This is a genomic window from Stenotrophomonas maltophilia group sp. LNF247, assembly GCF_054083135.1.
In genome coordinates, this window is sequence record NZ_JBSRQL010000018.1 from 70,350 (window position 1) to 83,261 (window position 12,912).

The 12,912-nt window shown below is 67.7% G+C and carries 11 protein-coding genes; 5 read left to right on the forward strand and 6 right to left on the reverse strand.

Annotated elements, in window-relative coordinates; all coding sequences use genetic code 11:
• Window positions 1-153 precede the first annotated feature (153 nt).
• Both ACTXG9_RS16385 and ACTXG9_RS16390 read right to left on the reverse strand, forming a co-directional pair.
• Window positions 154-1,857, reverse strand: coding sequence for a proline--tRNA ligase (locus ACTXG9_RS16385; protein ID WP_197575752.1), 1,704 nt, complete (start codon window positions 1,855-1,857; stop codon window positions 154-156).
• A gap of 675 nt (window positions 1,858-2,532) precedes the next feature.
• Window positions 2,533-2,907 (reverse strand): DUF4124 domain-containing protein, encoded by a 375-nt coding sequence (locus ACTXG9_RS16390; RefSeq protein WP_111104953.1) that lies wholly within the window; start codon window positions 2,905-2,907, stop codon window positions 2,533-2,535.
• A gap of 80 nt (window positions 2,908-2,987) precedes the next feature.
• Between ACTXG9_RS16390 and pssA the strand changes: the two genes are divergently transcribed.
• From pssA to rimI, 3 genes are read left to right on the forward strand one after another with little or no spacing between them, the layout of a single operon-like run.
• A complete protein-coding gene (gene pssA / locus ACTXG9_RS16395; RefSeq protein ID WP_019660986.1) occupies window positions 2,988-3,764 on the forward strand; it encodes a CDP-diacylglycerol--serine O-phosphatidyltransferase in 777 nt (258 codons plus the stop codon).
• Window positions 3,761-4,270, forward strand: a complete 510-nt coding sequence (locus tag ACTXG9_RS16400) for a hypothetical protein (RefSeq protein WP_058980477.1) — start codon at window positions 3,761-3,763, stop codon at window positions 4,268-4,270. The genes pssA and ACTXG9_RS16400 overlap by 4 nt, the downstream gene beginning before the upstream one ends.
• Complete coding sequence (gene rimI / locus ACTXG9_RS16405; RefSeq protein WP_019660988.1) at window positions 4,267-4,764, forward strand: ribosomal protein S18-alanine N-acetyltransferase; 498 nt, start codon at window positions 4,267-4,269, stop codon at window positions 4,762-4,764. The genes ACTXG9_RS16400 and rimI overlap by 4 nt, the downstream gene beginning before the upstream one ends.
• Window positions 4,765-4,830: 66 nt before the next feature.
• Here the strand turns inward: rimI and ACTXG9_RS16410 are convergent, their stop codons facing one another.
• From ACTXG9_RS16410 to ACTXG9_RS16425, 4 genes are all read right to left on the reverse strand, one after another.
• Window positions 4,831-5,652 (reverse strand): EamA family transporter, encoded by an 822-nt coding sequence (locus tag ACTXG9_RS16410; protein WP_111104937.1) that lies wholly within the window; start codon window positions 5,650-5,652, stop codon window positions 4,831-4,833.
• A 79-nt stretch (window positions 5,653-5,731) separates the two neighbouring features.
• The gene (locus ACTXG9_RS16415) at window positions 5,732-8,560 is read right to left on the reverse strand and encodes a valine--tRNA ligase (protein WP_456115502.1); all 2,829 of its coding nucleotides are present in this window, start codon (window positions 8,558-8,560) and stop codon (window positions 5,732-5,734) included.
• A gap of 71 nt (window positions 8,561-8,631) precedes the next feature.
• On the reverse strand, window positions 8,632-9,057 hold the full coding sequence (locus tag ACTXG9_RS16420; RefSeq protein ID WP_021203468.1) for a DNA polymerase III subunit chi: 426 nt from the start codon (window positions 9,055-9,057) through the stop codon (window positions 8,632-8,634).
• 82 nt (window positions 9,058-9,139) lie between these two features.
• A complete protein-coding gene (locus ACTXG9_RS16425; protein WP_456115503.1) occupies window positions 9,140-10,618 on the reverse strand; it encodes a leucyl aminopeptidase in 1,479 nt (492 codons plus the stop codon).
• A 104-nt stretch (window positions 10,619-10,722) separates the two neighbouring features.
• Between ACTXG9_RS16425 and lptF the strand changes: the two genes are divergently transcribed.
• Entirely contained in the window at window positions 10,723-11,805 is a 1,083-nt protein-coding gene (gene lptF, locus ACTXG9_RS16430; protein WP_019660993.1) for an LPS export ABC transporter permease LptF, read from the forward strand.
• Complete coding sequence (gene lptG / locus ACTXG9_RS16435; protein WP_019660994.1) at window positions 11,802-12,908, forward strand: LPS export ABC transporter permease LptG; 1,107 nt, start codon at window positions 11,802-11,804, stop codon at window positions 12,906-12,908. Before lptF ends, lptG begins: the two co-directional genes overlap by 4 nt.
• Window positions 12,909-12,912: the final 4 nt, after the last annotated feature.

The following is a 12,912-nucleotide window of genomic DNA, read 5'->3' on the forward strand; positions in this document are numbered from 1 at the left end:
GATGAATTAATCACAGCACAAATGCAGGCGGGTCATGGCGTGGCGGCATGCAGGCGCCGTCGCGGTGATTTTGACCGGATTATGTCCGCTGCAATATCGGGGAAGACCGCGGCAGAAAAAAAAGACCGGGGCAGGGCCCGGTCTTTTTCCTGATCAGCCCTGCAGACGCTGCAGCAGGGAGGCCTTGTCCAGGCTTTCCGCTTCGCTGGCGCGGCGCGAGCGGTATTCGTAGGTACCGGCGGCCAGGCCGCGTTCGCTGACCACCACGCGGTGCGGGATGCCGATCAGTTCCATGTCGGCGAACATCGCGCCCGGGCGCAGGCCGCGATCGTCAAGCGCCGCGTCCAGGCCGGCATCGCGCAGTTCCTGCAACAGGTTGGCCGCAGCGTCGGCCACGGCAGCATCGCCCTTCGGGTTGATCACGCACACCACCACCTGCCACGGCGCCATCGCGTCCGGCCAGATGATGCCGGCGTCGTCATGGTTCTGTTCGATCGCGGCAGCTACCACGCGCGAGATACCGATGCCATAGCAGCCCATCGCCATCACCGCCGCCTTGCCGTTTTCATCCAGCACGGTGGCATCCAGCGCTTCGGCGTACTTGCGACCGAGCTGGAACACGTGGCCGACTTCGATGCCACGGGCGATCTTCAGTTCGCCGCCGTCCAGTGCGCGGTCACCGGCACGCACGTTGCGGATGTCCGCCACTTCCGGTTCCGGCAGGTCGCGGCCCCAGTTGACGCCGGCCAGGTGGAAGCCGGTTTCGTTGGCGCCGACGACGAAGTCCGACATCGCCGCCACTTCGCGATCGGCGACCACGCGGATGGGCTTGGCCGGGGCGACCGGGCCGAGGAAGCCCGGCACGCTGCCCAGATGCTCGGCGATCTCCGCCTCGCTGGCGAAGCGCTGTTCGTCCAGGCCGGCAACCTTGGCCAGCTTGATCTCGTTGACTTCATGGTCACCGCGCACCAGTACCAGCACGAACTGCTGTGCCTTTCCTTCACCCGCGATCAGCGCCACCGACTTCACCGTGCGCTGCAGGTCGATGCCGAGCAGGGCCGCGACCTCCTCGCAGGTCTTCTGGGTGGGGGTGTCGATCTTGCGCATGGCTTCGCTGGCGGCCGCACGCGGCGCCGGATCGGCGGCAATCGCCGCTTCCATGTTGGCCGCGTAGTCCGAGCCGGTGGAGAACACCAGCGCGTCTTCACCGGAATCGGCGATCACGTGGAATTCCTGCGACGCATCGCCGCCGATTGCGCCGGAGTCGGCCTGCACCATGCGGAAGTCCAGGCCGAGGCGGGTGAAGATGCGGCTGTAGGCCGACTTCATGTTCTCGTATTCGCGCACCAGGCACTCCTCGTGCAGGTGGAACGAATAGGCGTCCTTCATCAGGAACTCGCGCGAACGCATCACGCCGAAACGCGGGCGGATCTCGTCGCGGAACTTGGTCTGTACCTGGTAGAAGTTCACCGGCAGTTGCTTGTAGCTGGACAGCTCGCTGCGCGCGAAGTCGCAGGCTGCTTCCTCGGCGGTCGGGCTGTAGCAGAACACCTGGTCCTTGCGGTCCTTGATCTTCAGCAGCTGCGGGCCGAACTTCTGCCAGCGCCCGGTCTGCTCCCACAGTTCCTTCGGCTGGATGGTCGGGATCTGGAATTCCACGGCACCGGCGCGGTCCATTTCCTCGCGCACGATGCGCTCGACCTTGCGCAGCACGCGCAGGCCCAGCGGCGACCAGGTGTACAGGCCCGATGCCAGCTTGCGGATCATGCCCGCGCGCAGCATCAGCCGGTGGCTGGTGAGCTCGGCGTCGCTGGGGGTTTCCTTGGTGGTGTGCAGGTGGAACTGGGAGAGGCGCATCGTCGGCTTCGGATAACGGCAGAGACGCCTATTCTGCCAGCCCGGCCGGGGAGAGGGGTATCGGCAGGGCTGCGCCCTGCACCCGCAGTAGTGCCGGCCGCTGGCCGGCAACCTCAGAAGCAACAGTCGAAGCAACAGCGGGCTTCCCGTGGGATGGCGGGGTGGGTCAGGTTGCGGGAGACGCCGTAAACCCCGCTCCGCGGTCCGGCCCAGCCGCTGGCGGCTGTGCGTTCGGGCGCTTGCGAAGCAGTGCTTCGCGAGCAAAGCGCCCTCACCCATGGGGGCTTGGCCGCGGCATCCATGCCGCGGACACTCCCGCAACCGGACCCACCCCGCCTTCGACAGTTTCCTGCGGGCTGTCGGAATGGCTCCTGGGGTCAGATCCGTTTTCCGCAGGAAAACGGATCTGACCCCGGATTCAATTCGAGATCCGACAGATTTCATCCACGCATGGCGTGGATCTACCACCATCACCGGGAAACTGTCGAAGGTGGGGCGGTGTCGGATTGCGGGGTGTCAGCCGCATGGATGCGGCTGCCAAGCCTACATGGACGTACTTGCGGCGTCCCCGCAATCCGACACCGCCCCGCCATTCCACGGAATGCCCGCTTTTGACGTTGCCGTTGCCGTTGCATGCAGCCTCTGCAGGTGCAGGGCGCAGCCCTGCCGGCCACCTTAACTTGCCGGTGGGCAGTACGCCTTGATCGCGGCCTCCGCCAGCCCCTTCTGCGCGGTGCGCTGCTCCGGGCTCAACGGGGTATCGGCCTTGCCATCACCATCGGTGTCCTGCATCACCTGGCCGCCACCATCCAGCAAGGCCAGGTTGGCACGGGCGTTGCTGCACTGCTCGGGCACCGGTGCAGCCGGAGTCTGGGTGCTGGCTGCAGTCTGCGGGCTGCGCGCTTGCTCCCGGGTCTCGTACTTTTTGCCGGCCGGCGGGGTCTCCGAGTACTGGGTCACGCCATGGGCGTCCTTCCATTTATAGACCGGGCCAGCCACGGCGCTGGCACTGGCCAGCAGCAGGCATCCAAGGCAGGACAGGGCACGCATGGCAAACTCCGCGGAATGGGCGTAGAACGCCGATTGCAGCATTGGCGCCGAGCACTGGCAAGTCGATTAAACTGGATTCCATGGACCCGATCACACCGCCGCCGCGTTCGCGCACGATTTACCTGCTGCCCAACCTGTTCACCACTGCCGGACTGTTCGCCGGCTTCTACGCGATCATCGCCGCGGCCAATGGGGATTTCGTCAACGCCAGCATCGCCGTGTTCGTGGCGGCGGTGATGGATGGGCTGGATGGGCGCGTGGCGCGCCTGACCGGCACCAGCAGCGAATTCGGCGTGCAGTACGACTCGCTGGCCGACCTGGTCAGCTTCGGCATGGCTCCGGCGCTGGTGATGTATCACTGGTCGCTGTCGTGGCTGAAGTTCGACGATCCGCTGCTCGGCCGCGTTGGCTGGGCCGTAGCGTTCCTGTACGCGGCCTGCGCGGCACTGCGCCTGGCCCGCTTCAATACCCAGGTGGCGGTGGTCGACAAACGCTGGTTCGTCGGCCTGGCCAGCCCGGCCGCGGCCGGCCTGATGATGTCCTTCGTCTGGGCGTTCGCAGATGGCAACCTGGGCTGGGACGGCAACCAGCTGCGCTACGTGGCGCTGGCGGTGACGATCATCGCGGCGCTGCTGATGGTCAGCCGCATCCGCTTCTGGAGCTTCAAGGGCGGCGGCGCCAAGGGTACCCGTTCCGACCGCGTGCCGTTCCTGGTGCTGGCCCTGGTACCAGTGGCCATCGCCATCGCGGTCATCGACCTGCCGCGCGTGCTGTTCGCGGTGGGCATCCTGTACGCCCTGTCCGGCCCGGTGATGTGGGCCGTGCAGCGCCTGCGCAAGAAGCCCGAGGCCGCGTGAGCCAGGACCTGCCCGTGCTGTGGTCTCCGGCCCAGCAGGCCTGGCTGCAGGCCATGGGCTACACCGTCTATCACGACGGCCAGCTGGCCGCCGAGCTGGACGCCGCGCTGCAGCTGAGCGTGGCCGAAGCCGAGGCGGCTGCCGCGCCAGCGGTGGAGCAGGCGCGGGCACCCACCGCGCCCGCGCGCGAACCTCTGGCTGCGCCAACACCGGTTTCCCGGCAGGAACGCCAGGCGCCACCACGTCGCCAGACCCCGGTCAACGCACCGGATACCGCGCCGGCGGCGGCCCGCCCGCTGCCGGGCGGCAATGCCCGGCAGCCGGTGGTGCGGCTGCCGGATCGCCTGCAGATCGCCTTGCTGCGCGCGTCCGGCTGCAATCCCAATGATCCGGCCACGCAGGCGCTGATGGACAGCTGGCCGTTGGACCAGCTGCGCCAGGATCCCGCCGCCAAGCGCGCGCTGTGGCCGCAGCTGCGTGCCCTGCGCAAGCGGGGCGCACCGTGAGTGCGGTCAGCCAGCCTGGTCCGGTCAGCCTGCGCGCGCTGCGCGAGAGTGACCTCAACGCGGTGATGGCGATTGAAGTACGCGGGTATCCGTTTCCGTGGACCCGCGGCATCTTCGTCGATTGCCTGCGTGCGGGCTATCCCGGCCTGGCCATGGAGCGCGATGGCCAGTTGATCGGCTATGGGGTGCTCAGCATCGCGGCCGATGAGGCACATGTATTGAACATCTGCATCGATCCGCTGGCGCAGTCGCGTGGGCTGGGTCGTCAACTGCTGCGCGCGCTGGTACAGCTGGCTGGCGACCGGGGGGCACAGCGTGTGTTCCTCGAAGTGCGTCCGTCCAATACGCCGGCGCTGGCGTTGTACCACAGCGAAGGCTTCAACGAGATCGGCCGCCGCCCGCGCTACTACCCGGCCGCACAGGGCCGCGAGGACGCGGTGGTGATGGCGATCGAGCTGGTCGATGGTGACCTGCAGGCGATGCCGCCGTTGTGACGGAGAAGGGTGCCGGCCAGCGGCCGGCACTACCGCTAGCCGCCAACCTTGGTTGGCACGCTTCTCTCACGCCATCCGCAGTGCGAGCACGCCACCCACAATCAACGCCGCTGCCAGCCAGCGCGCACGCGGAATCCGCTCGCGCAGCACGAATACCGAGATCAGCAACGCGAACAGGATCGAGGATTCGCGCAGCGCCGAGACCATCGCCACCGGTGCCTGGGTCATGGCCCACAACGCCATTGCGTAGGAGGCGGTGGTGCCGACGCCACCGGCCAGGCCCAGCGGCCAATGCTGGCGCGCATAGTCCAGCACCGCGTCGCCGCGGGTGTACAACGCCCACAGCGGCAGCGGAATGCCCGACAGCAGGAACAGCCACAACGTGTAGCTGAGCGCGCTGCCGGACTGGCGCGCGCCGTGCGCATCGACCAGGGTGTAGGTGGCGATCATCGCCGCAGTCAGCAGCGGCAGGCGCAGCTGGCCGCCGCGTGCACCCAGTGCCATGCACAGGATGCCGGTGCTCACCAGCACCACGCCCAGCCACGCCGCCGGGGGCAGTTGCTCGCCCAGCAGGGAGCCCGCCAGTGCAACCAGGATCGGCGCGCTGCCACGCATCAGCGGATAGGCCAGGCTCATGTCGACCCGCTGGTAGCAGCGTGCGACCAGCCCGTAGTAGGTCACCTGCAGCAGCACGGATGCAGCCAGCCAGGGCCAGCTTTGCGCGGCCGGGAACGGCAGGAAGGGCAGGGCCGCCGCCGACAGCAGCGCAGCGCTGCCGGTTACCAGCACGGTGCCGAGGAACTTGTCCGGCCCGCGTTTGACGATTGCATTCCAGCTGGCATGCAGTGCCGCAGCGGCGAGAACCAGCAGGAAGATGGAAAGCGGCATCCGGTGATGATGCCATGCCGGGAAAATGTTCCGGGTTTGGTGGGTGCCAACCTTGGTTGGCACCCACCAGGGCGAGGTGTTACAGCTTCGCGCGCTGTTCGCGCAGGCCGGCCAGCTGGGTGTTCCAGTCGGCCAATCGCACGCGCTCCTGCTCGACCACCGCCGGTGGAACCTTGTCGGTGAACCTGGCCAGCTTGGTTTCGCTCTTTTCCTGCTCGCCTTCCACGCGCTTGATCTCCTTGTCCAGGCGTGCACGCTCGGCGTCCAGATCGACCAGGCCTTCCAGCGGCACCAGCAGCTTCAGCTCGCCCACGATCGCGGCGGCCGCCGGCGGTGCGCTTTCGCCTTCGGCCAGCCACTGGATGCTGTCCAGCTTCAGCAGGAACGACAGCGAGGCGCTGAAGCGTTCAATACGCACGCGGTCCTGCGCCAGGCCGGCCTGCAGGCGGAGCGGCACCAGCTTGGACGGCGCGACGTTCAGCTCACTGCGCACGCGGCGCACGGCACTGATCACCGCCTTCAGCCATTCCACGTCGGCCTCGGCCTGGGCGAAATCGCCTTCGAACTCGGCGGCGGTCGGGTACGGGCGCAGCGACAGCGTGGTTTCGGTCAGGCCCAGGCGCGGGGCCAGCTGCTGCCACAGCTGTTCGGTGATGAACGGCGTGAGCGGGTGCAGCAGGCGCAGCAGCGCTTCCAGCACGTACAGCAGGGTGTGGCGGGTGCTTTCGGCGTCGGCGGCGTCTGCACCGTTCAGTGCCGGCTTGCTCAGTTCCAGGAACCAGTCGCAGAACGCGTTCCAGGCGAACTCGTACAGGCACTGCGCCAGCAGGTCGAAGCGGTAGGCGGCGAAATGGCCCTGCGCTTCGGCGGTGGTGGCGGCCAGGCGCGCGAGGATCCAGCGCTCGGCATCGGTACGCGGCTTCGGCACGCCGGTGAACGCAGCGCCTTCGGTGTTCATCAGGGCGAAGCGGCTGGCGTTCCACAGCTTGTTGCAGAAGTTCTTGTAGCCCTCGGCGCGGTTCATGTCGAACTTGATGTCGCGGCCGTGGGTGGCCAGCGCGGCGATGGTGAAGCGCAGCGCATCGGCACCGTGGGCAGCAATGCCGTCCGGGAATTCCTTGCGGGTGGCCTTTTCGATCTTCTCCACCATCTTCGGCTGCATCAGGCCGCCGGTACGCTTGGCGACCAGGTCGTCGATGGTGATGCCGTCGATGATGTCCAGCGGGTCGAGCACGTTGCCCTTGCTCTTGGACATCTTCTGGCCCTGGCCGTCGCGGATCAGGCCAGTGAAGTAGACGTCCTTGAACGGGATCTTTCCGACCAGGTTGTCGGTGGCCATGATCATGCGCGCCACCCAGAAGAAGATGATGTCGAAGCCGGTGATCAGCACCGACGATGGCAGGTAGCGGTCGAAGCCGCGCTCGGCCATGGCCTGCTCATTCGGCCAGCCCAGGGTGGAGAACGGCCACAGCTGCGAGGAGAACCAGGTCTCCAGCACGTCGCTTTCCTGGTTCAGCACCACGTCGCTGCCGAGGTTGTTCTTGGCGCGCACTTCGTCTTCGCTGCGACCGACATAGCAGCTGCCGGTGGCTTCGTCGAACCACGCCGGAATGCGGTGGCCCCACCACAGCTGGCGGCTGATGCACCAGTCCTGGATGTTGTTCATCCAGTGGCGGTAGGTGTTGATCCAGTTCGGCGGCACGAAGGAGATCGAACCGTCCTCGACCAGTTCCAGGCCACGCTTGGCCAGGTCGTCCATCTTCACGAACCACTGGTCGGTCAGGTACGGCTCGATCACCTGGCCGGTACGGTCACCGCGCGGCACCTGCAGCTTGTGCGCCTTTGTCTCGACCAGGATGCCGAGGTCTTCCAGTTCGGCCAGCACCGCCTTGCGCGCTTCATAGCGGTCCAGGCCCTGGAAGCGCTCCGGCGCGTTTTCGTTCAGCGCTGCCACCGGCGTGAACAGGTTGATCATCGGCAGGCTGTGGCGCACGCCCACTTCGTAGTCGTTGAAATCATGCGCCGGGGTGACCTTGACCACGCCGGTGCCGAACGCGCGGTCCACGTAATCGTCGGCGATCACCGGCACGCGGCGGCCGGTCAGCGGCAGCACCACCTGCTTGCCGATCAGGTGCGCATAGCGCTCGTCTTCCGGATGCACCATCACCGCCGTATCACCCAGCAGGGTTTCCGGGCGGGTGGTGGCCACCACCAGGTAGTCGCGGGTCTCGCGCAGGGTTTCCACGCCGTCGGCATCGCGCTCGACGTGTTCGTAGCTCAGGCCGTCATCGAGCGTGTAGGCGATCGACCACAGGAAGCCGTCTTCCTCGGCGCTCTCCACTTCCAGGTCGGAAATGGCGGTCTTCAGCACCGGGTCCCAGTTGACCAGGCGCTGGCCGCGGTAGATCAGGCCCTGCTCGTACCAGCGCACGAAGGCTTCGTTGACCGCCGCCGACGGCTGCGGGTCCATGGTGAAGGTGCTGCGCGACCAGTCGGCGGAGGTGCCGAGGCGGCGCATCTGGCGTTCGATGGTGTCGCCGGACTGCTGCTTCCACTCCCAGACCTTGCCGATGAAGCCTTCGCGGCCCAGCGAATCACGGGTCTCGCCCTTGCCTTCCAGCGCCAGGTTGCGGCTGACCACCATTTCGGTGGCGATGCCGGCGTGGTCGGTGCCGACCTGCCACAGCGTGTCGTAGCCGCGCATGCGGTGGTAGCGCACCAGCGCGTCCATCAGGGTCTGCTGGAACGCATGGCCCATGTGCAGCGTGCCGGTCACGTTCGGCGGCGGCAGCAGGATGGTGTAGGGCTCGCCCGTGCCGGACGGCTTGAAGTGGCCGGCCTTCTCCCAGGCCTCGTAGAGGTCGGTCTCGAAGGACGTCGGGTCGTAGCTGGAGGCGAGTTGGGTCATGCGGGGGAACCAGGAGGTAATCGTTGAAGGATCAGGGCGCGGCGGCGGCCCATCAAGGGACCGGGGCGCGCTTACATGTCGTGCTTGTTCAGGTCGTAACCGGCGGCCTTGTACTGGCGCCAGCGTTCGCGCAGCGGTTCGCGCGCTTCCGGATCGGCCGGAACCACTTCCAGCACGCGCTCGCACTGGCCCAGCCAGGGCTCGTCGCGCAGGTTGATCACCAGCGGACGCACCGGTGCCTCGGTGCCGGGCACGGTGATCAGCACCAGGGCTTCTTCCTCGTCCATGTCTTCGCCGGCAATCTGGTGCGGGATGTAGGCATCGTTGTCGAACGCCCACAGCAGTTCGTCCAGCTCCTCGGCCTGGGCCTGGTCGCGGGCCAGCACCAGGGTGAACAGCCCGGCGTCGTTGGCCTTGCGCGCCAGCTCGCAGACCAGGCGCAGGGGCTCGGTCAGGAAACGGGGCTTGGCGATCAGGTAGAAGTCGGCGCGGGGCATGGCAGGGTCCGGGTCAGGCAGGGTTCCGGCGGTGCCGGGCGAGGCCCGGGCCGGCGTCTGCCGGCCAGGGTCGGGTACGGCATCAGGCGCGGGCGGCCTGGTCCAGCAGCCACTGGCTCAGCAGGCCGACCGGGCGGCCGGTGGCCATGCCGCGCTTGCCTTCATCGCTGGCCACGCCGGCGATGTCCAGGTGGGCCCAGCGCTGGCCTTCGGCGAAGCGCGACAGGAAGCAGCCGGCGGTGATCGCACCGGCCCAGCGGCCGCCGATGTTGTAGACGTCGGCGAAGGTCGAATCCAGCATCGGCTGGTATTCGTCCCACAGCGGCAGGCGCCAGGCGCGGTCGAACACCTGCTCGCCGGCGGCCAGCAACTCGTTGGCCAGGTCGTCGTGCTTGCTCATCAGGCCGGCGGTCTGGTGGCCCAGGGCGACCATGCAGGCACCGGTCAGGGTGGCGACATCGACCAGCGCCGCCGGTTCGAAGCGCTGCGCGTAGGTCAGCGCATCGCACAGGATCAGGCGGCCTTCGGCGTCGGTGTTGCCCACTTCAATGGTTTTGCCCGACATCGAGGTGATCACGTCGGACGGGCGGTAGGCGTTGCCATCGATGGCGTTTTCAACGGCCGGCACCACCACCACCAGGTTCAGCGGCAGCTTGGCTTTGACCGCAGCGACGAAGGTGCCGATGACGTTGGCGCCACCGCACATGTCGTACTTCATTTCCTCGATGCCGCCCTGGGTCTTCAGGTTGACGCCACCGGTATCGAAGGTGATGCCCTTGCCGACCAGCACGTAGGGCTTGGCGTCGCCGCCATTGTTCCACTTCAGCACGACCAGGCGCGGGCGGTTGGCCGAGCCACGGGCCACGGCCAGCAGCGAGCCCATGCCCAGCGCTTCCATCTGGTGCTCGTCGAGGATCTCGGCTTCGGCACCGTCATGCTCGCCGGCGAACTTCACGCCCACCTCGGCCAGGTAGGCCGGGGTGCAGTAGTTCGGCGGCAGGTTGCCCAGCTCGCGGGCGAACTCGACACCGGCGGCGATGGCCTGGCCCTGGGCCAGGGCCTGCGCGTCGTCACCGGCGATGGCCAGCTGGGCCAGGCCGGCGTCGTCGGCCTTCTTCTTGCCCAGGGTGGCGGTGTAGCGGTAGGCGGCGTGATCGGCGGCGATCACCGCCTGGCGGATCGCCCAGGCCGCGTCGCGGTCCTTCACCGCCACTTCGGACAGGGTGAACAGTGCGCTGCGGGCAGCGCCGGCCTTCAAAGCACGCACGGCGTCGCCCACGGCCTTCAGGTACTGCGGCACGCCGAAGCGGGCGGCGTCGCCGAGGCCGACCACCAGCACGCGCGGCGCGCTCACGCCCGGCAGGTCGTGCAGCAGGGTGGTGGCGCTGGTCTTGCCGGACAGGTCGCCACGCTGGGCCAGGGCGGCCAGGCGGCCACCGCTGGCGGCATCCAGCGCCTGCGCGGCCGGGGTCAGGGTATGGTCGGCATACGCGCCGACCACCAGGCAATCAACGGTGGCGGCGGCCGGAGCAACGTGGTTCAGGGTGAATTCGAGGGCCATTGAGCAGATTCCATTGGCGAGTCCGTACAATCGCAGGCCGTTTACGCCCAGACAGTAGACTGGGCGGCACCGCGAACGAACCCCAGAGTTTAAACCACCGCCCCATGCTGAAGCTCGACCGATACCTGCTGGGCGATTTCGTCCAGAGTTTCCTGGCTACCCTGATCGTCCTGCTGGTGGTCAGCGTGGGCGGCGTGCTGGTGGACATCCTCGGCAACATCGCCGACGGGCGCCTGCCGGCCAAGCTGCTGTTCTCGCAGCTGGGCCTGCAGTTCATCGCCTACCTGCCGCTGATCCTGCCGCTGGCGCTGATGCTGGGCCTGCTGCTGGCCATCGCCCGCCTGTACCGCGACTCGGAGATGGCGGTCATCACCGCGATCGGGGTAGGCCCAAAGCGGCTGCTGCGGCCGCTGCTGATGCTGGTGGTGCCGGTGGTGCTGCTGGTCGGCGCCTGCTCGCTGTGGCTGGGCCCGTGGGCCGGCCGGGTGGCAGAGCAGATGGTCATCGAGGCCAACCGCAGCGTGCTGATGGCCGGCCTGGAGCCGGGCCGTTTCACGCCGCTGCCCAACGGCGGCGTGGTCTACCTGTCCTCGATCTCGCCCGACGGCACCCAGCTGGGCAAGGTGTTCCTGCAGCGGCAGAAGGATGATCGCCTGGAAGTGGTTTCGGCCAACAGTGGCCGCATGTACTTCGAGGGCACCCGCCAGCGCTTCCTGGAACTGGATGATGGCCACCAGGTGGAAGGGCCCGTGGCCGGTGGGCTCGACTACCGGCTGGCGACCTTCGCCCGCAATGACGTGGCCCTGCCCGACGGCGCACAGACCCGCACCGAGGACGACCCGGAACTGATGCCGACCCTGAAGCTGATCGGCGATGCGCGCCCGCAGGCGCAGGCGCAGCTGCACCGTCGCATCGCACCGCCGCTGATCGCGCTGGCGTTCGCCCTGCTGACCGTGCCGCTGGGCCGCAGTTCGCCGCGGCAGCAGCGCTATGGCCGCATGATGCTGGCCCTGATGGCCTACATGGTGGGTACCAACCTGATGTTCATCGGCAGTGGCTGGATTGCCAACGGCAAGATTCCGGCCGCGCTGGGCCTGTGGTGGTTGACGGTGCCGCTGCTGGCGCTGGCGATCTGGATGTATGCACGTGATGGCCGCCTGGGCCACCCGAAGGGAGCCCGCGCATGAGGCTGCGCCCGATGCGTTTCGACCTGTACCTGGGCCGGTCGGTGTTCACCACGGTGCTGCTGACCTGGGCGGTGCTGGTCGGCCTGGACGTGGTGATGGCCTTCTCCGGCGAGTTCAAGGACATCGGCAAGAACGGCTATACGCTGGGCCATGCCGCCGCCTGGGTGCTGTACACGGTGCCGCGCCGCGCCTACACGATGTTCCCCACGGCCGCGGTGATCGGCGCACTGATGGGCCTGGGCCAGCTGGCAGCGACCTCTGAACTGACCGCGCTGCGTGCACTGGGCCTGTCGCGCAAGCGCCTGAGCGTTTCGGTGGCGATCGCGCTGTCACTGCTGACCGCGGTGATGGTGCTCAGCGCCGAGACGCTGGGCCCCTGGGGCCAGGACCGCGCCGATGCGCTGAAGTCCAGCGCCAAGTGGGGCCGGGATATCGCGACCAGCCGCTACTCCGGCCTGTGGGCACGCGAAGGCGATACCTTCCTCAACGCGCAGAGCGGCGAGGAGCAGCTGGTCGGTGACAAGGGCACCCGCCTGATCCTGCGCGACGTGCGTCTCTACCGCATTGCCGGGAACGGAGGGATCGCCTCGTTGACCCATGCCGCCACCGCCGAGCACGACAAGGACGGCTGGGTGCTGACCGGGGTGCGTCGCGACACCTTCGGCGAGCGTTCGGCGACCCGCCAGGAAGTGGCGCGCGAGCCGTGGAACTCGAACCTCGATGCGGCGGCACTGGCTACCGGCATCGCCAAGCCGCGCAACCTGAGCGTTGCCGAGCTGAGCACCAGCATTGCCTACCGCCAGCGCAACGGGCTGGATGCGCGCGATTTCGAGGATGTCTACTGGAGCCGCTGGTTCTACCCGGTGAACGTGCTGGCACTGTGCCTGGCGGCGGTGCCGTTCGCGTTTGGTTCGCTGCGCAGCGGCGGCATGGGCAAGCGCCTGTTCCTGGGCATCCTGTTCGCGCTGGGCTTCTGGCTGCTGCAGCTGTTCTTCGGGCGCATGGCCGGCGCGTTGAAGTTCGACTACCGCATTGCCTATGCGTTGCCGCCGATCGTGATGCTGGCGGTGTCCGGACTGTTGTTCCGGCGCAAGTCGGGCTGATTCT

Bases quoted from the DNA above. Each gene is read 5' to 3' on its own strand.
- ACTXG9_RS16385 (WP_197575752.1), bottom strand. From the start codon at position 1,857: ATGCGCCTCTCCCAGTTCCACCTGCACACCACCAAGGAAACCCCCAGC.
- ACTXG9_RS16390 (WP_111104953.1), bottom strand. From the start codon at position 2,907: ATGCGTGCCCTGTCCTGCCTTGGATGCCTGCTGCTGGCCAGTGCCAGC.
- pssA (WP_019660986.1), top strand. From the start codon at position 2,988: ATGGACCCGATCACACCGCCGCCGCGTTCGCGCACGATTTACCTGCTG.
- ACTXG9_RS16410 (WP_111104937.1), bottom strand. From the start codon at position 5,652: ATGCCGCTTTCCATCTTCCTGCTGGTTCTCGCCGCTGCGGCACTGCAT.
- ACTXG9_RS16415 (WP_456115502.1), bottom strand. From the start codon at position 8,560: ATGACCCAACTCGCCTCCAGCTACGACCCGACGTCCTTCGAGACCGAC.
- ACTXG9_RS16420 (WP_021203468.1), bottom strand. From the start codon at position 9,057: ATGCCCCGCGCCGACTTCTACCTGATCGCCAAGCCCCGTTTCCTGACC.
- ACTXG9_RS16425 (WP_456115503.1), bottom strand. From the start codon at position 10,618: ATGGCCCTCGAATTCACCCTGAACCACGTTGCTCCGGCCGCCGCCACC.
- lptF (WP_019660993.1), top strand. From the start codon at position 10,723: ATGCTGAAGCTCGACCGATACCTGCTGGGCGATTTCGTCCAGAGTTTC.
- lptG (WP_019660994.1), top strand. From the start codon at position 11,802: ATGAGGCTGCGCCCGATGCGTTTCGACCTGTACCTGGGCCGGTCGGTG.